19 protein-coding genes and 2 pseudogenes are annotated in these 17,888 nt (G+C 62.9%); 7 read left to right on the top strand and 14 right to left on the bottom strand.

Annotation, left to right across the window (positions count from 1 at the left end; genetic code table 11):
• Positions 1-136: 136 nt before the first annotated feature.
• The gene (locus ACFDS3_RS14950; protein WP_375263153.1) at positions 137-760 is read right to left on the bottom strand and encodes a murein L,D-transpeptidase family protein; all 624 of its coding nucleotides are present in this window, start codon (positions 758-760) and stop codon (positions 137-139) included.
• A gap of 425 nt (positions 761-1,185) precedes the next feature.
• Between ACFDS3_RS14950 and ACFDS3_RS14945 the strand changes: the two genes are divergently transcribed.
• The gene (locus tag ACFDS3_RS14945) at positions 1,186-1,758 is read left to right on the top strand and encodes a L,D-transpeptidase (protein WP_375263152.1); all 573 of its coding nucleotides are present in this window, start codon (positions 1,186-1,188) and stop codon (positions 1,756-1,758) included.
• A gap of 206 nt (positions 1,759-1,964) precedes the next feature.
• Positions 1,965-2,223 (top strand): annotated as a pseudogene (locus tag ACFDS3_RS14940) (transposase); the annotation flags it as partial.
• Positions 2,224-2,339: 116 nt separating this feature from the next.
• On the opposite strand, the gene ACFDS3_RS14935 reads toward ACFDS3_RS14940, so the two are convergent.
• The 9 genes from ACFDS3_RS14935 to ACFDS3_RS14895 all read right to left on the bottom strand — a co-directional run bounded on the left by ACFDS3_RS14935 (position 2,340) and on the right by ACFDS3_RS14895 (position 10,778).
• A complete protein-coding gene (locus tag ACFDS3_RS14935; RefSeq protein WP_375263151.1) occupies positions 2,340-4,253 on the bottom strand; it encodes a penicillin acylase family protein in 1,914 nt (637 codons plus the stop codon).
• Positions 4,250-5,962, bottom strand: coding sequence for an apolipoprotein N-acyltransferase (gene lnt / locus ACFDS3_RS14930; RefSeq protein ID WP_375263150.1), 1,713 nt, complete (start codon positions 5,960-5,962; stop codon positions 4,250-4,252). The genes ACFDS3_RS14935 and lnt overlap by 4 nt, the downstream gene beginning before the upstream one ends.
• Positions 5,963-6,007: 45 nt before the next feature.
• Positions 6,008-6,544: a signal peptidase II gene (gene lspA / locus ACFDS3_RS14925; protein ID WP_375263149.1), complete on the bottom strand. Its 537-nt coding sequence runs from the start codon at positions 6,542-6,544 to the stop codon at positions 6,008-6,010.
• A 106-nt stretch (positions 6,545-6,650) separates the two neighbouring features.
• Complete coding sequence (locus ACFDS3_RS14920; protein WP_375263148.1) at positions 6,651-8,015, bottom strand: peptidoglycan DD-metalloendopeptidase family protein; 1,365 nt, start codon at positions 8,013-8,015, stop codon at positions 6,651-6,653.
• Positions 8,012-8,638 carry an SCO family protein gene (locus ACFDS3_RS14915; protein WP_375263147.1) on the bottom strand — a complete coding sequence of 209 codons (627 nt, stop codon included), beginning with the start codon at positions 8,636-8,638 and terminating at the stop codon, positions 8,012-8,014. The genes ACFDS3_RS14920 and ACFDS3_RS14915 overlap by 4 nt, the downstream gene beginning before the upstream one ends.
• Positions 8,638-9,099: a copper chaperone PCu(A)C gene (locus ACFDS3_RS14910; protein ID WP_375263146.1), complete on the bottom strand. Its 462-nt coding sequence runs from the start codon at positions 9,097-9,099 to the stop codon at positions 8,638-8,640. Before ACFDS3_RS14910 ends, ACFDS3_RS14915 begins: the two co-directional genes overlap by 1 nt.
• Positions 9,100-9,130: 31 nt before the next feature.
• Positions 9,131-9,790, bottom strand: coding sequence for a DsbA family protein (locus ACFDS3_RS14905; RefSeq protein ID WP_375263145.1), 660 nt, complete (start codon positions 9,788-9,790; stop codon positions 9,131-9,133).
• On the bottom strand, positions 9,787-10,212 hold the full coding sequence (locus ACFDS3_RS14900) for a disulfide bond formation protein B (RefSeq protein ID WP_375263144.1): 426 nt from the start codon (positions 10,210-10,212) through the stop codon (positions 9,787-9,789). The genes ACFDS3_RS14905 and ACFDS3_RS14900 overlap by 4 nt, the downstream gene beginning before the upstream one ends.
• Entirely contained in the window at positions 10,209-10,778 is a 570-nt protein-coding gene (locus tag ACFDS3_RS14895) for an SCO family protein (protein ID WP_375263155.1), read from the bottom strand. Before ACFDS3_RS14895 ends, ACFDS3_RS14900 begins: the two co-directional genes overlap by 4 nt.
• A gap of 210 nt (positions 10,779-10,988) precedes the next feature.
• Between ACFDS3_RS14895 and ACFDS3_RS14890 the strand changes: the two genes are divergently transcribed.
• Together ACFDS3_RS14890 and ACFDS3_RS14885 are read left to right on the top strand one after the other, a co-directional pair.
• Complete coding sequence (locus ACFDS3_RS14890) at positions 10,989-11,417, top strand: helix-turn-helix domain-containing protein (RefSeq protein ID WP_375263143.1); 429 nt, start codon at positions 10,989-10,991, stop codon at positions 11,415-11,417.
• Positions 11,418-11,839: 422 nt separating this feature from the next.
• On the top strand, positions 11,840-12,043 hold the full coding sequence (locus ACFDS3_RS14885) for a hypothetical protein (protein WP_375263142.1): 204 nt from the start codon (positions 11,840-11,842) through the stop codon (positions 12,041-12,043).
• A gap of 876 nt (positions 12,044-12,919) precedes the next feature.
• Here the strand turns inward: ACFDS3_RS14885 and ACFDS3_RS14880 are convergent.
• The 4 genes from ACFDS3_RS14880 to ACFDS3_RS14865 all read right to left on the bottom strand — a co-directional run bounded on the left by ACFDS3_RS14880 (position 12,920) and on the right by ACFDS3_RS14865 (position 15,769).
• Entirely contained in the window at positions 12,920-13,537 is a 618-nt protein-coding gene (locus tag ACFDS3_RS14880; protein ID WP_375263154.1) for a class I SAM-dependent methyltransferase, read from the bottom strand.
• A gap of 581 nt (positions 13,538-14,118) precedes the next feature.
• Positions 14,119-14,742, bottom strand: coding sequence for a transmembrane anchor protein (locus tag ACFDS3_RS14875; protein ID WP_375263141.1), 624 nt, complete (start codon positions 14,740-14,742; stop codon positions 14,119-14,121).
• 15 nt (positions 14,743-14,757) lie between these two features.
• Positions 14,758-15,486, bottom strand: coding sequence for a HupE/UreJ family protein (locus tag ACFDS3_RS14870; protein ID WP_375263140.1), 729 nt, complete (start codon positions 15,484-15,486; stop codon positions 14,758-14,760).
• 61 nt (positions 15,487-15,547) lie between these two features.
• Positions 15,548-15,769, bottom strand: coding sequence for a hypothetical protein (locus tag ACFDS3_RS14865; protein ID WP_375263139.1), 222 nt, complete (start codon positions 15,767-15,769; stop codon positions 15,548-15,550).
• A 212-nt stretch (positions 15,770-15,981) separates the two neighbouring features.
• Here ACFDS3_RS14865 and ACFDS3_RS14860 point away from each other — a divergent pair, with 212 nt between their 5' ends.
• The 3 genes and pseudogenes from ACFDS3_RS14860 to ACFDS3_RS14850 form a co-directional block, all read left to right on the top strand.
• Positions 15,982-16,242: a metal-sensing transcriptional repressor gene (locus ACFDS3_RS14860; RefSeq protein WP_375263138.1), complete on the top strand. Its 261-nt coding sequence runs from the start codon at positions 15,982-15,984 to the stop codon at positions 16,240-16,242.
• A gap of 7 nt (positions 16,243-16,249) precedes the next feature.
• Positions 16,250-17,575, top strand: a complete 1,326-nt coding sequence (locus ACFDS3_RS14855) for an MFS transporter (protein ID WP_375263137.1) — start codon at positions 16,250-16,252, stop codon at positions 17,573-17,575.
• A 159-nt stretch (positions 17,576-17,734) separates the two neighbouring features.
• Positions 17,735-17,888: pseudogene (locus ACFDS3_RS14850) on the top strand (transglutaminase); the annotation flags it as partial.

Here is a 17,888-nt window from a genome sequence, read left to right as displayed (position 1 = left end):
ATCGACATCACTTCGATCCGCCTCTGGCTCCGCCATTTGTCAACATGACCTAGCGAGCGGTGGCCACGGACGAAGCAGGCGCGGCGATATTGGGCAGTGCGAGCGGATCTGGAGAATTCCCGGTCGTTGAACCCACCTATATAATCGGCGATCCCACCAGCACGCCGGCTTGTGAGGGCGGGACGAGTTGGCCGGCCATTCGAGCGGCCCCCTCGCTCTTCCGCAGCCCCGTCAGTTCGGCCTCCATATCGGCCCGAGAGGGATAGATGGAAATGGGTGTGCCATCTGCGACCATCGCGTAGATCCTCTCGATCTCATCATCGGTGACCGCTATGCACCCAAAGGTCCAATCGACTGGCGCGCCCTTCCAGTAGGTTGGTCCGCGTCCATGAATGAAGATATCTCCCCCGGGAGACTTGCCTAGGGCTTCCGCGCGCGCAACGTCCGCCGGGTTGGGGTATGAGATCCCTACAGACAGGTGGAATTTGCTGTTCGGGTTGCGTTTGTCGATCAAGTAGTGCCCCTCGGGCGTACGGCCGTCGCCTTCTGTTTCCTTGTGGCCTTCTGGTGCGAAGCCGAGGCCTACGTCGTATTTTGCGAGCTCTTGATTCTGATGCATCAGATAGAGCTTGCGCTCAGACTTAAACAGGAGGACGCGCGTCACCTTTGGGCCGTCATAGTCCCTGAACTTGCTCTGGTCGCCGCAGGCGGCCAGCGCCATCAAGGCGATCGCGATCAGGAACGCCCGAGTTCTTGTCATCTATGTCGCCTCTTGCTCTTTGCCTGCTGGCCATCCAGCGTCCGCCTTACCCGCGGAGGCAGGAGATACCACATCACAAGGGCGAGAGGCAGGCGTCCGAGACATCATAGTGTGGTCGAAATCAGGCGGACGTGCCAGAACATTCCATATCGATGGCTTTACCTCCCTCGCGGCTCTTCGCCTTGACGCATCTGAGAAATCGGCAAGATCGACGTGAAAGACTCTGCCCTGATGGTCCTCAATGCCACGGAGCGTTGCGAACAGCGCTCTGGATCGCCTACTCCTTGATTGACCCAGCGGACATCGCCCTTTGTCATGTTATCGCCGAGGCTATTCACGTTTTTGCGAAAAACGCGCTCCTATGTCTATAGCGGCCTATGTTGCCGGACTCAACTGACGAGAAGAACGCGAAGAGGAACATTGGAATGCAACGTCGCGACATGATTATGGCCGGCATGGCTACTTTCGGAGCCGCTGTCGTTGGTCTGCCAGCGCATGCACAGACTTTGCCGTCACGCCTGCAGCCGACGTTCGTCACACTGCACCATCCGCTTCCACCGGGCGAGGTCCACGTGTTCCCCGACGACTTCCAGCTTTTCTGGACCATGCCGGACGGTAAGGCATGGCGGTACGGCATCCGCGTCGGCCGAGATAGCCTTTACGAGGCCGGCGAGTACCACGTCGGCGCCAAGAAGGAATGGCCTTCGTGGACGCCGACGCCCGCGATGATCGAGCGCGAGCCCGAAAAATACGCCCAGCATGCCGATGGAGTGCCAGGGGGCCCGGATAACCCGCTAGGCGCCCGGGCGATCTACCTTTTCCAGGAAGGGCGCGGCGACACATTTCTCCGCATTCACGGCACTTCGGACGTGGCCAGCATTGGCCGCGCAGTTTCGAACGGCTGCGCGGGCCTGACGAATGAACATATCAAACTGCTTTACGAACAGGTGCCCTTGGAAGCGGGCGTGGTCCTGTATCCCAAGATGGCGGAAGCTTAGCTGCCTCCTCGATCTCCGCGACAGTGAACTTATCGCCAGATTGTGCGGAAGGCTCGTGCAGAAGCTTGATTGCGGAGATTGTGTCTCGGGACGTGGTGTAGCGGCGAATTTCGCTTGCGCGCTCGGCGCCCGACAAGTCTAGCCAGGTTTGAACCCAACATGCCTTATTGCACGAAGCACGTGTAGGATTAACCTCCTGAATCAGCTTGGTAGCTGGTGGGCGAGTTCAACCCGCGCCCGCCATCTACGAAACGCCGAACTGGCCAGTCTACAACGGGGCGCTCAAACGCCAGGCTCCCTGACGATTTGGTTCGACTCCGAGATGAGGCAGGGCTCGTCCACCGCACTATGAAGGTGCTGTCCGGCATGACGTTGCGCCAGACCACGGGCTTCGTGAAAGGCTTGATGAAGTTGGTCGATCTGGAGTGGACGGTGCCGGATTTCGGCACCCCGTCACGTCGCCAGATTGACTTGATCGGTCGAACGCGTCTACCGGTGAGGATCTTGGGTAGAGCTTCTCCAGTCGCACGCCGAGACGAAAGCGGTCTCAAGGCCGCCAATGTGTTTTGTGGCGACGGACATCAAGACAGCGGTGACAGTCGAGAGCTTCCTGCGGCAGCGCTTCCGGCAATAGAATTATTGGTGTTCATAATCAGGTAATCCCCTAACATCCACATTGGGAAAAGATTGTCGTAGAATCCCGAAAGCGGATGTGCTGATTGTCCGGCAGGTGCAATGAAATAGGAATGGTCATCATCAGCAAGCGACATCACCGCTTGGAAGTTCGTGCCGTAGCGACTGTCGAACGGCCCGGCATCCCGCAAGCTGAATAGCGTCGACTTCTGAGTGTATGGGCCTCCGGAAGCAGGTTCCATGATACCGGCAATGTCGGCGATGACGCCACCCGGGTCGGTTGCCGACCATTCCATAACGACCGAGTGTTCCGAGCCCCAGTACCATTCGGCCGGATCGGGCCCGTGCCGTTCCACAAGCCATCCCAAGGCGTCGTCTAGAGCCGCGCGGACGATCTCGTCGCACGTCTCACGCTTTTCAGACTGGCGGATGTCGCACCAGATCGCGCGCCCATCACGATCGGTCAGAACGTTGTACAGAAATTCCGGGTCGGATCGGGCCCAAAGGTTCTCCATCCCCGGGAACTCGTCTTCCAGAACACGCCGCTGTAAAGCCCGAACCCAAGCCCAAAAGACGAGCGGGTCGGCCGACTGCCGGTCCATTTCACCATTCCAGCGAGCGAGCCGGTTCACGATGTCTGCGCGGAACTGGCTCGCCGGTTTCGGCTCAGTCTCAAGCGGATCTTCCTTGAACCAAAGTTCTTTCGCCATCAGAGGCAGGAGAAAGCGAGCGGCCGCGCTGACGCTGTCCTGCTGAGCGGCAATGACGCCATCAACAGAGAAAATTGATTGACGCTCGTCCAGAATGGTGCGGCGGAGGCCGCGAAAATCCGGAGCCCCTGCGTAAGGCGGCTTCCGAGAAACATCCTTCGGCCAGCTCGCCAATGCTTCGCCGTCGGCAGTGACCACCTGCAGCCCCGAAGGCAAAAGGCCGGCGGCCGCATTGGCAGCGTTTTCCGCGCCGGACGATCGCTGCAGCCGGCTGAGCGCGGCAAGAAATCCCTCGGCGCCAATCTCAGCGCGTGCGACGGCATCATCCAAAGCTAGCGATGCAGTCGAGCGGAAAGACCAGGCAACACTTTCCGATTTACCGATTATTATGAACGGCACGCCGGGCAGCGTGGCGCCGATAACGGCGCCGCTCGGGAGTTGAATGTCGGCCAAGTACCACTGAGAAGGCAAGGACAAGGATCCGGTGACGTCGGTGGCGATGATCGGGGCTTTGGATACCGTCCGGTCCGCCGGCAAGGCCCAAGCATTCAGCCTGGCGTCCGGCCGATCAAGAAAAAGCTCTGGACTCTTTGGCCGGTCGTCCGGAATGATTGCTTTGGCGGGCCTGTGCAGATCAGCCGGGCTGTCCTGCGGACGCAAACTGGCAAGAAACGCCTGCACAATAGCTAGACTGTCGGAAGACCGCCACTGGCGGATGGTCCGTTCAAGCAGAAGTAGCTCGGGCGCACCACGGCCGCGTCCTCCCTTTGCTACTTCCTCGATCCAGGCATTGACGCCATTCGCATAGGCCTCGAGCGCCGTTGCAACATTGGGAGCGAGTTCAAGAGATTGCGGCGCCGCTGAAATGGCATTGCCAGCCTGTCTTGCCCTGAGCATTTGGCCAAGGCGATCCTGCGCATGAACGAAACCGAGCGCGAAGTAGATATCGGCGCTGGATTCGGCGGAAATGTGGGGAACTGCAGAAGCATCCCGCACGACTTCGACGGGCCCTTCTATGCCCGAAACGCTGAAGTCCTCGTCGTAATCGGGAACAGAGGCCGACAGCAAGTACCAGCTCAGACCTGTGGCAGCAGCTGCGAGACCTGCGATCGAGAGGAATGCCCACAACAGAACCTTAAAGAGCTTCTTCATGGCCCTGCCCGGCGAGCCACACTCATCCGACGAGGCGCACCCAATGGAACATGGTGGTGAGGACGCGCCAGCCGCGCATAATGCTCTAACCTGCTCCTGCTCCCCAGGAAAGCGTGGCGCGCTCCGCGCGAGCGTCCGATCATGAGACCGGCCACGACTGCGAGTGCGCGGTTGCCCGCAAACGTCATGAGCCAGCTCGTTGTCGCTTGCGCGCGCATATCGCTGCCGCTCGAGCCCTCGCGGCCGAGCCAACAGAGACCGATGAATGGCATCATGAGCACCAGCATCGTCCAGTCGCCGAACCGGGCATAGAACGTTGCAGCACTCGCGCCGGGAAGCGGCGCATCGATGATTCCCGTCTGCGCCGTATCGAGCCGCGCAAGCACTGCGCCGGTTGCATCAATCACGGCGGAGATCCCGGTATTCGCTGCCCGGACAACGGGAAGGCCCTCTTCAACGGCACGCATTCGCGCCGAAGCGAGATGCTGCTCGGGACCCATCGACATCCCGAACCAGGCGTCATTCGTCGCGTTGAAGATCCAAGCGGGACGGACGTTGTCCTCTGTTACGTGGCCGGGAAAGATGATTTCGTAGCATATTGCCGCACCGACAAGGGGCACGCCTGGCAAGGCAAGGGTCCGGGGGCCGGGACCCGGCGCGATCTCTCCGAGACTCTCCACGATGCGTTCGAACGGCAGCCAGCGGCGGAACGGAACGTACTCACCGAACGGGACAAGATGATGCTTGGAGTAGCTGGCCACCGGACCGCGCCCGCCGGAATAGGCCTGTATCGTGTTGTAGTAGACGGTCTGGGCACCATCGGCTTCGCGATCAAGGACACCCGCCAGTAGCAGCGCATCCCGCGGTAGCGTGTCGGCAAGACGGCTTTGCGCATCCAAGTCCTCGTCGAGGAAGCCAGGATACGCGGTTTCGGGCCAGAGGATCAGGTCGGGAGCACCCGGCTGCGCCGAGAGGTCGAGATAGCGCGCAACAATTTCCGCACGCTGCGCCGGATCCCACTTGTCCTGCTGTGCGACATTTCCCTGGACGATTCTGACCTGTACGCCCGTGCGGCCCGGTTCCGCTCCGGCAAGGCGCAGCGCACCAAAGCTCCAGACGACGCAGAGAAGGCCGACCAGCACCGCAAGCGGTAGAACGCGGGCGCGGCCGCACATAGAGAATGCAACGGCAGGCAAGACACCCGCGAGCACGGTCAGAAAGCTTGATCCGTAGCTTCCCACGAGGGCCGCTATCTGACGCAAGGCGGCGTGATCCGTCAGCGCATATCCGGCCAGGTTCCACGGGAAGCCGGTCAAGACGTGTCCGCGAAGCCATTCAGCTCCGGTCCAGCAGGCGGCGAATGCAACGGCGGCGACAAGATTCTGGGCACGCAATCGGGCGAAGATGGCACAGGCCAGAGCTGGGAAGATGGACAGCAAAGCAGCCAGTCCGATTACGGCCGGCATGGCAAGCGGTCCGAATGTCTCGGCCTCGACCATGAAGCTCTCGGTGATCCACCAGAGCCCGACAACGAAATGCGCAATCCCGAACATCCAGCCAAGGGCGAAGGCGGTGCGAACGCCGCGTCCGCGAAGCGCGAGAAACAGCGCCGACCAGGCGACCAAGACGGCCGTTAGATAAGAAAACGGCGGTAGGGCCAGCACCGCAACGGCGCCTGCGGCGATGGCAGCCAAGAAAGGAGCTGCCAACGCACCTCCGCGCGCGGCCTGATATACGTTATTGGCAGTCATCGATCAGGACGTGTGGACTTGGCTCGAAAAGACCGACGACAGAACGAGAACTGCCGCACCCGTTACGACGGCAACATCGGCGAGGTTGAACGCGGGCCAGTGGTAGCTCCCTACGTGGAAGTCCAAGAAATCCGTCACGGCGCCAAACCGAATCCTGTCGATGACATTGCCGAGCGCGCCACCAGCGATGAGCCCGTAGGCCATGGCCTCGGACGCACGCGTGGTTCGCAACATCATCAAGAATAACCATGCTGTGACAGTGAGGGCGACGCCGGTCAGCGCCCACCATGGGACCTGTCCGAACAGGCCGAACGTGATGCCATCGTTGCGGTGGAAGACGAGGTTGAAGCCGGGGAACACTGGCAGGTTGCCAGCCAAGCGCTCGGCGTGCGCAGTCACTACCGACTTGGAAAGCTGATCGAGCAGCAGAGCTGCGACCAGAACCGAAATACCTGCCGAACTAGAGGATCTGCCTTGTCGCATCGTTGCTCTTTCACCGATCGTCGCCACGCTGGAGGGGTCGTGCCGCAACTTGATCACTCCCAAACGTCTTTTCCGGCTGACCTCGCGGACCAGGAGGATGTTTAGGCACGCCCGCCATCGCCCGGCAGGTTTCCGCCAGGGCCGCGCTAACCCGGGACACGGTTCAAGTTCTATCGAGGGCGATGTCCGCTTTGAGCGCAGCAATCTGTGCCCGCGCCTTTTCGAGCAACTCCATCGACATCGACTCGGTCTCCGCGGCCTCCGCCGCCTTTGCGAGCCGGTCGTCCGACAGCGGATCGGTCGGGCGGCCGTCCACGCGCACCTCGTAGTGCAGGTTCGGGCCGGTGGCGGTACCGGTGGCCCCCACTCGGCCGATCATATCGCCCGCAGCGACGCGGTCGCCGATCCCCAGCCCGTCAGGCACCGCGCTGAGGTGGGCGTAGCGGGTCATGGTCGAGGATCCGTGGGCGATTTCGACGACGCGACCATAGCCGCCGCGTCGGCCGATGAAACGGATGCGCCCGGCCGCCGTGGAATATACCGGTGTGCCGCGCGCGGCGGCGAAGTCGACGCCGGTATGCATCCGCGTGTCGCCGTATACCGGATGGGTCCGGCGCCCATAAACCGAACTCAGCCGCGCGCCTTCGACCGGCTGGGCAAAGACACGCTCAACCTTGCCGTCGCGGAAGATGGTGGCGCGCCCCGAGCCGTCGTCGGGCCAGACGACCTCGAAAGCGGTGCCGCCGAGGTCGAGCGCGGCATAGGTGATCTCGGGCTGACCGATCCTCTCTTCACCGACGCGCGCCTCCCGCCACATCAGGCGGAGAGTCTCGCCTCCTGACAGATCGCGCCGGAAATCCACCGCTTCACCGAGCATCTCTGCCAGATCGACCGCAAAGCGCGCGGGCATTCCTGCGTCACTGAGAGCGACGGAAACCGAGCTTTCGATCCGCGCCTCCCCTGCAAGGGTCACAATGTCGGTCTCCGGGGCGAGGACCTGGGTCGCGACGCGTTCGCCGAAGGTGGCTTCGATCCGTATCCCGTCATCCACGAGGAGCGCCACGCGCTGTGGCTTGCCGTCGGGTGCCGTCACGACCGTAAGCTCGTGTCCTGGCCGCAATCGCCGGAGATCGTATTCCACCCCGATTGCGAGAGCGACTTCGGCGCGGTCCGCGGCAGCAAGACCAGCTTGGGACAGGACCACGTCCAGCGTTTCCCCTGATGCTATTTTGCGAGACCACGTTCTGCGTGGCAATTCGATCGACGGAACCGATGTCTCGACCGTCGCAGCGGCTGCCAGCACGGGCGGCGGGAACGTGCGTGCGACGGCAGGTTGCGCAACGGCGAAACCACCCGGGATTGGGGCCACGGATGGTAAGGGCGGTTCGATTGGGGCGGGTGCCCAAAGACCGACCGTGCTGAGGGCGCGCGGCACGGGCTCTTTCGAAAAGCCGCCAAACAAGGCGGCGGCCGTCACCGAAACCCCGCCCGCAACAGCCAGCCCTGCTGCCAGATACCTCAACCTCATGTCGCCCCCTCTGAAGTTTCTTCTATTGCGCGGCGGATCTTCGGCACCGCGAATTCCCGCGGCTCGTGATAGTCGATGGTACTGACAAAGTCGCCGCTGGCGTCGAACAGAAACACGCTCGCCGTGTGGTTCATCGTGTACCCTCCGGCCTCTGCCGGCACCTTCTCGTATGTTGCGCGGAAGTCTTCAACCGCTTGCGCGATTTGGTCTTCCGGGCCAGTCCAGCCGCGAATGGTCGGATGAAAGTAGCCGACATACTCGGCCATCGCGTCCACCGTGTCCCGTTCGGGATCGACGGTAACGAAGACGACGTTCAGCCGGTCGGCATCCTCCGCCAGCGCATCCAGCCATCCGGAGATGTCGGAAAGCGTGGTCGGGCACACGTCCGGGCAGTAGGTAAAGCCAAAGAACACCAGGGACGGCTGTCCGATCAAGTCGGACGGTTCGACCGGCTGCCCCTCATGATCCGTCAGACGAAAGTCCATCTCCGATAGAGGCAAAGGGCGCTCACCGACCGGCGCAGGAGCGCCGGGACCGTCCGCACGCCACCAACCGACAGCCAGGGTGAGGCCGAATGCGCCGACGCCTGCCGCGCCAAACCTCAGTAAAGCGCGCCTCCGCATCAGTCCTCCGGCCCGCGCGCGGCAATGTTGAGGATCGGCACGTCGACCGTGACCTCGCCGCCGTCCGAGAAAGCCAGCGTCAGCGGAAAGGCCTCGCCTTCGATCATGGCGGTCTGCAGGCGCATCAGCATCGCGTGCAGCCCGCCCGGTTCCAGCGCCACGCTTTCGCCGGGAGCGATGGTGATTTCGCCCGCCGGCGCCATCGAACTCAGGCCCTCGGCGGTCGTCGTGCTCCGATGGATTTCCGGCATCGCTGCCAGTGAGGTCGAAAGCCCCGTCAGCGTCACCGCCTCCTCGCCATTGTTCAGGACAGTCATGTAAGCTGCGCCGGGGCGGCTCACGCCGATCGAGGCGCGCGCCCAAGGCTGCTCCACCACCACATCGTCCGATCCGGCAAGCGCCGCTTCGGGCGCAAAGAATGGGACAAGCGCCGCCAGCGCGGCGAAGGTCATGCGTCTCATCAGATAGTCTCTCCTTTGTGGGGGCGATTGCTCACCGGCCGCTTTCGGCGACTTCGTCGGCCACCAGGGTTCGCAGCTCCTCCTCGCCGAACGGGTCCAGTGGCCGGCCGTTCACGAAGAAGGTGGGGGTTTGGCGGACGCCCATGGCTTCGACGTCGGCGCGATCCTGGTTCAGGATCGCCATTGTCTGGGGCGCCTTCATCTGCGCCTGCGCGGCCTCGATATCGAGCCCGGCACTGGCGGCAATCTCCAAAAGCAGCCCCGGTTCGGGCGCACCGTGCGACGCCCATTGCGGCTGTTCGCGCAGGACGGCCTCAAGCACCGGCTCGAACACTCCCTGCATCCGCGCCGCCTCCAAGACACGGATCGCTTCCTCCGAGCCTGCGCCGTGGAACGGCGTGTAGCGAATTGCCACGCGGACCGCATCGCCATGCTCGGCCATGATATCCTTCACCACCGGGTAGAAGGCGCGGCATGCCTCACAAGCAGGATCGAAGAACTCGACAATGGTGACGGGTGCCTCATCGGGTCCGAGGATCGGCGAATACGGCCGCAACAGCGTCTCGGCCTGATCGGAAGGTATGGTTGCGCGCGCCGTCACGGGGGCGGGACGGCTGGCATACCAGGCCGCCGCGGCGAACAGGGCAAGGCCCAGGACAAGGACGGACAGGATCAGGGGGCGGCGGGTCATGCGCGCGGCTCCTTCAAGGAAAGGGCGGACAGGCACGCGGTCAGCGTGAAGGCCAGAAGTGATAGAAGCGGGATCGGAATCCCGAGGATCAGTTGGTTGTCGTCGGTGCAGGAGGGGCCGGTCGCAGTGCAGGGCCGGACGGGCTCCGGAATGATGCCAAGGTAGAGACCCATATGCCAAAGGGCGACGGCCCCACCGCCGAGACTGAGGACCACGCCATAGCGCCCGACGCGACCATCCTGCCACCACAGTCCGAGGCCCAGGACGATCGCCAGCGGGAACATGAACGCACGCTGATACCAACACAGCAGACAGGGCATCTGACCCAGCACCTCCCCGATGAACAGCACGGCCATGGTCGCGGCAAGCGCTACCAGCCACGCGGCGATCAGCGCAGCCTCGCCGGTCAGCTTCGAGATCATCGGGCAACGCGCTCCTGCAGATCGGCGAGGATCTCTTCGGCCGGGGTGCCGTATTGCCATCCCTTCACGTAGCCGCCGGATGGATCGAAAAGGAAAAGCTGCGAGGAATGGCCGACAGTATATCCGCCTTGAGACGCGGCCTCTCCAGACTTCTCATAGAAGATATTGAAGTTGTCGGCGGTTCGCTCGATCTGATCGGGCGTTCCGGCAAGACCGATGATCCCGGCGTCGAACCGCGGCACGAAATCCGCCAAGGCCGCAGGCGTGTCGCGTGCGGGGTCGATTGAGATGAAAAGCGGCTGGACCCGGTCCGCGTCCTCGCCAAGCCCGTCCATGACGGCGGCAATCTCGGCGAGCGTTGTGGTGCAGACATCCGGACAGTTCGTGAAGCCGAAGAAGACGAGCATCCAGCGGCCCGCGAAATCTTCCTGCGTACGCAGCATGCCTCTGTGGTCCGTCAGTTCGAACTCCGCGGGAGAGGCAGGCGCACCTTTCGCCGCCCGGTCGGCACGATAATCCACCCAGAGCAGCAACCACACGAAGGCAAGCACCGCGATGCCCGCCAGCGCCCAGAGAATTTTCTGAATCAACGACAGTCTCAAGGTGCCCACACGCTCGATTTTTTCTCGACATTGGGTGCGGGTACATCCTTCACCTACTGTAGGTTCAAGCCCTTTCGGACGTTGCACAGCAGATTCACGCACCTGTGACTCAGAGGTGGGCTTCCCAATCCACGGTCTGAAACCTACCACCACCGAAGCATCAAGGAGGCGCGCATGCTGACCATCGGCAGCCTGGCCAAGAAGACCGGAACCAAAGTGCAGACGATCCGCTACTACGAGCAGATCGGGATGATGCCGGAGCCGGGACGCACAGCAGGGGGACAACGCCGCTATGGCGATCCAGAGCTGGACCGGCTGGCCTTCATCCGACATGCGCGCCAGCTCGGTTTTCCCCTCGAGGCAATCCGGGAACTCCTTGATCTAAGCGACCAGCCCGATCGCCCCTGTCACGAGGCAGACGCCATAGCACGGCGGCAGTTGAAACAAGTGGAGCAGCGCCTGGCGCGGCTGGAAGCTCTGCGCACGGAGCTGAAGCGCATGGTTCATGAGTGCAGCGGTGGTCAGACCGCCGATTGCCGGGTTCTGGAGGTGCTGCGCGATCATTCCGAATGCCTGACCGACCATGCCCACATCGGCGCCTGAAATGCCTGCCGCCATAGGTTGCTGAAAAGCGGGAACGGCATGTCCGAAATCGTTAGTGTCGGATCATCGCTGCTTTATGGGAGGAACAGTCTCGACCTTGTGGCCCTTTGTCTTGCCACTGGCTCCCGGCAGTATGTCCTACATTGTGGGCCAACCGCGGCTCAAAGCGGGTGAGGCGACGGCTTTCGCCAATCGTGCGCGGAGCCTGCTTCTGATCTATGGTTCGTTCTGGGCTTCTCCACGGTGTTGGTGGCGCTCGGCGCCGGAGCCAGCCTTCTTGGCGGGTGGCGCTGATCGTTCTGTTCAGGCTCGTGATGATGGACGCTGTCAGAGTTGGCGCGATATGCGTGAAACTGACCAGATGTCGCGACGAGGGGCGGCAACCCAAGGACGACTGCACCCGGGAGTGACCGGCAAGCGAGTTGGACTTCACGCTGCCGGGCGAGCGGGTCGTGGACATTCTGGAGCGCATCGCCTGCGAGCGGGGATACGCCGACAAAACGAGCGTCTGGATGAACGAGCCCGCCACGCTGGTGCCGCCGTGCGCCACGAGCCTCGACAAATCCCGGCTCTGCATCGTTCCAGTCGTTGAAGGTGCGGATAGGAACCTCGCGACGGATCGCTGACTCATGCCTGCCCTGCGCAGACGTCTGGACTGCACCGCGATCCGAGCATCACAGAGCAGGCGCTCGATGGTGGCTGGGCTGATCCTCAGGAGCAGTTGACGCAGTTCCTCTCGATCTTCGACGACGCCATGCCGGATCGGAGCGGACAACAGCAGCGGGGTCATCTCCTTCAGCCGCTTTGAACACAGGCGATCCGACAGGTTCCACAGCGCCAGCAATGCCGCCTCGACTTCGGGGCTATAGGTAGGCCGCCGGTTGCGCCGAGGCTCCCTGGCACTGGTCTTCGTGCTAACAGACGGATGGCGTGCTTGCGGTGATACCCCGTCAGCGCGACAAACTCGTTCAAGATGCGTCCGCGTTCTGCTCGTGAGCTGCTCTGATACCGCTCGCCAGTCACAAGTAGGAGTTCCGAGCGCGTCGCCATGCTGATCCTTCGAGCCATCCACCCAAAACCAGCTTGGGGCGAAGCTAGCCGGTCAGCTTCCGGTAACAATTTCGGTGAGGTAATGCGGCCCGCCGCCCCGCATTGGAAAGCCACCAAGCAGTGCGGCCGAGCCGCCATCGGTGACGCTGCCATCCTATTGGACATCTAGTGGGCTGTGAGCGCGGTGGCTCGCGACCGGCAGTGGGTAGCTCGTCCTACCTTCCGATTTGTCTGCCTGTCCGTCGCACTTGGCTTCGCAGTGTCGGTGGCCTTCGAGCACTTGGCCATCGGCGTTCTGCAGAGGTGGCAGTATCCCGATGCCATGCCCATGGTCCCGCTGCTGCAAATCGGAGCGACGCCGTTCATGCAATGGGTGCTTTCGCCGCCGCTGGTCCTTTACCTGGTTCGACGCCAAATCACCTGAGGTACCTCTTTCCTGTCCGGAACAGCCATCAGATCTTTCGGAAGAGACTGAACTGGAAGGACTGCTGCGAGTTCCAGGGCGTGACGTGCAGATGTGAGCTCTCCGCCACCAGCTGGAATCGGTTGCCCAAGGTCCCCGCTAGCGTCTCAGGACTGTAGCGAACGACTGGCAGTCCGCTGCACCGCTCCGGTCCGTCGAGCGCAAAGGTGGCAATGATCGCATGGCCGTTCGGGCGCAGAGCCGCATACAAGCGGTCCACGTAAGCTGCTCTGTCTGCCGCGCCGGTCAGGAAATGAAACACCGCCCGATCGTGCCAGAGGTCGTATTGGCGATCGGGCGACCAGGTTGTCACGTCAGCGGCGATCCAACTCACGTTGTTCGAATGCGGTCCGAGCCTCGCCCGGGCCGCAGCGAGAGCGTGTTCGGAAATGTCGAGGACGGTCAGGTTCTCCACACCTTGAGCCAACAGGCCATCCACGAACCGCGACGTGCCGCCCCCGACGTCGATGACTTCTGAGGATGCGTTGATCCCGGCCAGCTTCGCGAGATCAAGCGATGGCACTGGTTTCTCCTGATGCCAGCTCACCTCGGTGTCGTTCTTCTCGACGTAGACGCGTTCCCAGTGCGCTTGCGTTCCGTTGCCCATCAAGATCCCTCTCTTTCGCAACATGAAGAAACTCTATATCTTTGGATGACGCGGTCCACCCATCCAGAAGTGACCCTGTCCCGAGAAAGTGGACGAGGTCAGGCCGCCATACGCTCCATGTCGGCCGGTGATCGGTATCGCGGAATGCAAGCGCCGTGATCGTAGAAGTCTTCGATATATGCGTTTCTCGCACATGCAGCAGCTCCACGTTTCTGTGGCAGCAGACGCTCGCCTTCTGACAAACAGGAGTTGGCACTGATCCCGCCGCAACTGCTGGGCTGCCCCTCTTGCTCGGGTCGGAGCACTTCGTCCAACCCGCCCTCCAGCGACCCGATCGGACGAAAATCCGGGATACAACCACAAGGTGGCAAACGGCGGGTTTCGAGGCCCCTGGCGCCGACAACCCACGATAGGAATCTGGGCAGATGCGGGAAGTGCGGTGGACCGATTGCCGCCCGGCTCCGCCGACTTTCCCGCCGTTCGCCGCATGCGCTCGGTTTTGGTCGCGCCCGCGAAGCGTTGGGTGGCAAGGAAGGCGAGCTGCCATTTGCCGTGAAATGCACGAATGGCAGCTCTCAGATTTAGCTCGCGTCCTTGAGCTCGGCGTATTCACCGCGGACCTGGATGGTCACGGTGGACGCCGCATCGTCGCGATTGCGCCAGAACCAGCCGTGCTCGCCCTCAAAGTCGGCGACGATCTCGCCTTCTTCACCGGCGGAGCCGCGGCCCTTCTCGTACGTGACCGACTGTCCACCGCCATGACCGTGGAGGTCGAAATTCACCCGGCCGCCATCGACCAGCATGCGGTATTGGGCGGTCTGGCCGTCCTCCATCAAGAGCTTCCACTCGGCGGTGTCGCCCGGCTCGAGCGTGAACGTGATCTCGTCGCACCAGGTCTCCGCTTCCTGTGCGTGCGCAGCGCCCACGAGGAGGCCGAAGACGTCGTTCAGAAGGCTCGACTGCTCGCCGGCCGCCTGATCCATCTGCCGATCTGCCTCGGCCTCGCCGACGAGCTGGGTCTTGAGCTCGCCCATCTCGGTCAGACCGAGCACGCTGCCGACGCGGGTCGGATCGATCCCGTATTCGGCGGGCAGGACCACCGTCACGAGGATGGCCACGGCGGAGACCCCGGCGATGACCGTGGAGCGGATGAGTTGCGCCGAGCTCGGCAGCTCGTCGAGGCTGGGTTTCTGCGCGTTGAACATGGTGAAGGTCTCCTTTTACGCGGCCACGAAGATGCCGGTGATCTGGTAGCCCATGAGAATGAAGCCCATGGACATCATGATGACGCTGGCGGTGTAGGCCTGGCGGAAGAGATTCGGGGACTTCCGCCAGAAGCCCATGACGAAGAGGATCACGGCGAGCGCCATGAGCTGGCCAAGTTCGACACCGAGGTTGAAGGCCAGCAGGTTGAGCAGCAGCCCGTTCGAGCCGATTTCGTAGTCGAGGATCTTGGTGGCCAGGCTCGTGCCGTGGAAGAAGCCGAAGATCAGCGTCGCGGCCTTGGTGTTCGGCTGGAAACCGAACCAGCGCTGATAGGCGCCGAGGTTGTCGAGCGCCTTGTAGACGACCGACAGGCCGATGATCGCGTCGATGACGTAAGCGTTGATGCCCCAGCCGAACCAGACGCCGAGCAGCATCGTGGTCGAGTGGCCAATTGCGAAGAGGCTCACATAGATGCCGACGTTCTTCATCCTGTAGAGGAAGAAGACGACGCCGAGCAGGAACAGGATGTGGTCGTATCCGGTCACCATGTGCTTAGCGCCGGGATACATGAAGGGGATGATGTTCACCCCCCAGATTTCTTGGATGTAGCCCACGTCGCCCTCGGTGACGTTATGGGCCAGGGCGTCCCCGGCGCTCAGCATGAGCGCGGACAGCGTGAGAAGGGAAAGGACGGCGAGCCGGCGTGCGCCGGGATCACCCCGTCCCCGATGGGGAGTGGTCATGAATGGTCTCCGCGTGGATTTGCTTGATCGATGAATATGCTCCCAAAAGGAGCGCCTTCGATCAGGCGCGCGGGGGGCGCTCGATGCGGAACTTGGCTGATGGCCCGTCCGCGGCAGGTCTTAACCGCCAGGCTGAGCTGTAGCCCTCGAATGGCTGCGAAACGAAGGCAGGCGCCAGGACGGCTTGGCTGTGGTCGTGATCCACGCTGTCGTGGCCATGCCCGTGCATGGCCCACGCGAGATCTTCCTCGAGCCCGTGGGAATGACCGTGCGCGGTGATCATCTCCATGTTCTCCTGAGGTGTCTTGAAGATCGACGGCGCATGGGATGTCGCCGGCGTGACGGACCAGACGACGACCGCGAGGCTAAGAAGCGCGGCGAGCGCGCGCTGTCCCTGTCCGGATCGAAATCATCGGTTCTGCCTGCTCCCTCGTCTTGCAGCAGCGTGTCGCCCGCTGTCTTGCTCTATCCTCCCGCGGGGGATACCGTCATCCTATGTCAGACCCTCATGTCCACTCAAATCATCCTGCCCTGATTGCCCGGCTGAAACGCGCCGACGGGCACCTGCGCTCGGTCATCGAGATGCTGGAGACCGGCAAGCCCTGCCTCGACATCGCGCAGCAGCTCCATGCGGTCGAGAAGGCCGTGACGAACGCCAAGCGGGCGCTGATCCACGACCATGTCGACCACTGCCTCGACACCGAGGCCTCGGACACCGATCGCGCCGAACTCAAACTGATCTCACGCTACCTCTGAGGGCCTCATGCTGTCCATCCTCGGCGACCGCACCTACCGGCATCTCTTCCTCGCGCAGGTGGTGGCCCTGCTCGGCACCGGCCTTGCCACCGTGGCGCTCGGTCTTTTGGCCTACGACCTTGCGGGGGATCGCGCGGGGCTCGTCCTCGGCGCCGTCTTCACGATCAAGATGGTGGCCTATGTCGGCATCGCCCCGATCGCTGGGGCCTTTGCCGATCGTGTGCCGCGCCGGGCGATGCTGGTCGCGCTCGACCTCGTGCGGGCGGGTGCGGCGCTGGCGCTGCCCTTCGTGACCGAGGTCTGGCAGGTCTTCGTCCTGATCTTCCTTTTGCAATCGGCCTCTGCTGCCTTCACGCCGACCTTCCAGGCGACGATCCCCGACGTGCTTCCGGAAGAGGATCGCTACACCCGTGCGCTGTCGCTATCCCGGCTGGCCTACGATCTTGAGAACATCGTCAGCCCGACGCTCGCGGGCCTGCTCCTCGCGGTGATGTCCTACAACGCGCTGTTCCTCGGCACGGTCTTCGGATTTCTCGCCTCTGCGGTCATGGTCGTCTCGGTTCTTCTGCCGAGCCCACAGCCCTCGGAACCGCGGGGCGTCTACGACCGCTCGACCCGCGGCATCCGCATCTACCTCGCCACGCCACGCCTGCGTGGGCTCTTGGCGCTGAACCTCGCGGCCGCCGCCGGAGGGGCCATGGTGCTCGTGAATACGGTGGTTCTGGTGCGGGGCGAGTTGGGCCTTGGAGAGAGTGCGCTGGCCTGGACGCTTTTCGCCTTCGGCGCAGGCTCCATGCTGGCGGCGCTTGCCTTGCCGCGAGTGCTCGACAGGGTCTCTGACCGACCCGTCATGCTCGCGGGTGCCATCGTCCTTACGTCAACGCTCGTGCTCCTCGCGACGATCGTTCTGGCGGCGGGCCTCACCTGGGCCCTGCTGCTCGCGGCATGGCTCGTAGCGGGGGCCGGCTATTCTGCAGTGCTCACGCCGTCGGGGCGCCTGCTTCGCCGTTCCGCCCATCCCGAGGACCGCCCGGCCGTCTTTGCGGCGCAGTTCGCGCTCAGCCATGCCTGTTGGCTCATAACCTATCCATTTGCGGGTGTCTTGATGACGTTCGCCGGGGCGCCGGTGGCTCTCGTCGGCGTCGGCCTCCTGGCCGCGCTCGGAATCGTCCTTGCCGTGCGCCTGTGGCCTGCGGGCGATCCCGAGAAAATGCCCCATCGGCACGACAATCTTCCACCTGATCACCCACATCTCGCAGAGCATGGAGGCAAACGTTGTCATGCGCATGCTCTGGTCATCGATCGGCTGCACTCGGAATGGCCGGCAGGATGACAAGGACAAGCGCACGGGAAGAACGTGCTGCCGGAAAACGGACGCTGTTCAGGCTCGAAGCGAGGGGCGGCTCCGGGACCGTTCCCGGCTCAAGGCGTTTCGCTGCACATGCAAGTTCGGCCAGGCGCGCGTCTATCGAATTGGGCTCCAGGCGAATCTGCGCCGCCCGTCGCCTGGCGGGGCGAAGACACCTACATCCAGAAGACGGGGATTTCACGCGACCTTGGAACGTTCGGCACGCCGGATGACTTCTATCGCCAACACCGGCAAGAGTTCGGCCACCTGCGCGGCTGGCTCTACGGGCGCGTCATTC

The sequence above is a fragment of the Palleronia sp. genome (genome assembly GCF_042089775.1).
Lineage (GTDB): Bacteria > Pseudomonadota > Alphaproteobacteria > Rhodobacterales > Rhodobacteraceae > Palleronia.
The sequence above is the reverse complement of the archived record's forward strand: the minus strand, read 5'-3'. Positions and strand labels throughout refer to the sequence as shown.

What these genes read in the sequence shown, in the direction of transcription:
- ACFDS3_RS14935 (WP_375263151.1), bottom strand. Translation starts at nt 4,253, where the DNA reads ATGAAGAAGCTCTTTAAGGTTCTGTTGTGGGCATTCCTCTCGATCGCA.
- ACFDS3_RS14860 (WP_375263138.1), top strand. Translation starts at nt 15,982, where the DNA reads ATGTCAGACCCTCATGTCCACTCAAATCATCCTGCCCTGATTGCCCGG.
- ACFDS3_RS14880 (WP_375263154.1), bottom strand. Translation starts at nt 13,537, where the DNA reads ATGGGCAACGGAACGCAAGCGCACTGGGAACGCGTCTACGTCGAGAAG.
- ACFDS3_RS14875 (WP_375263141.1), bottom strand. Translation starts at nt 14,742, where the DNA reads ATGTTCAACGCGCAGAAACCCAGCCTCGACGAGCTGCCGAGCTCGGCG.
- ACFDS3_RS14900 (WP_375263144.1), bottom strand. Translation starts at nt 10,212, where the DNA reads ATGATCTCGAAGCTGACCGGCGAGGCTGCGCTGATCGCCGCGTGGCTG.
- ACFDS3_RS14865 (WP_375263139.1), bottom strand. Translation starts at nt 15,769, where the DNA reads ATGATCACCGCGCACGGTCATTCCCACGGGCTCGAGGAAGATCTCGCG.
- ACFDS3_RS14950 (WP_375263153.1), bottom strand. Translation starts at nt 760, where the DNA reads ATGACAAGAACTCGGGCGTTCCTGATCGCGATCGCCTTGATGGCGCTG.
- ACFDS3_RS14890 (WP_375263143.1), top strand. Translation starts at nt 10,989, where the DNA reads ATGCTGACCATCGGCAGCCTGGCCAAGAAGACCGGAACCAAAGTGCAG.
- ACFDS3_RS14905 (WP_375263145.1), bottom strand. Translation starts at nt 9,790, where the DNA reads ATGACCCGCCGCCCCCTGATCCTGTCCGTCCTTGTCCTGGGCCTTGCC.
- ACFDS3_RS14870 (WP_375263140.1), bottom strand. Translation starts at nt 15,486, where the DNA reads ATGACCACTCCCCATCGGGGACGGGGTGATCCCGGCGCACGCCGGCTC.
- ACFDS3_RS14945 (WP_375263152.1), top strand. Translation starts at nt 1,186, where the DNA reads ATGCAACGTCGCGACATGATTATGGCCGGCATGGCTACTTTCGGAGCC.
- ACFDS3_RS14855 (WP_375263137.1), top strand. Translation starts at nt 16,250, where the DNA reads ATGCTGTCCATCCTCGGCGACCGCACCTACCGGCATCTCTTCCTCGCG.
- ACFDS3_RS14920 (WP_375263148.1), bottom strand. Translation starts at nt 8,015, where the DNA reads ATGAGGTTGAGGTATCTGGCAGCAGGGCTGGCTGTTGCGGGCGGGGTT.
- ACFDS3_RS14915 (WP_375263147.1), bottom strand. Translation starts at nt 8,638, where the DNA reads ATGCGGAGGCGCGCTTTACTGAGGTTTGGCGCGGCAGGCGTCGGCGCA.
- ACFDS3_RS14910 (WP_375263146.1), bottom strand. Translation starts at nt 9,099, where the DNA reads ATGAGACGCATGACCTTCGCCGCGCTGGCGGCGCTTGTCCCATTCTTT.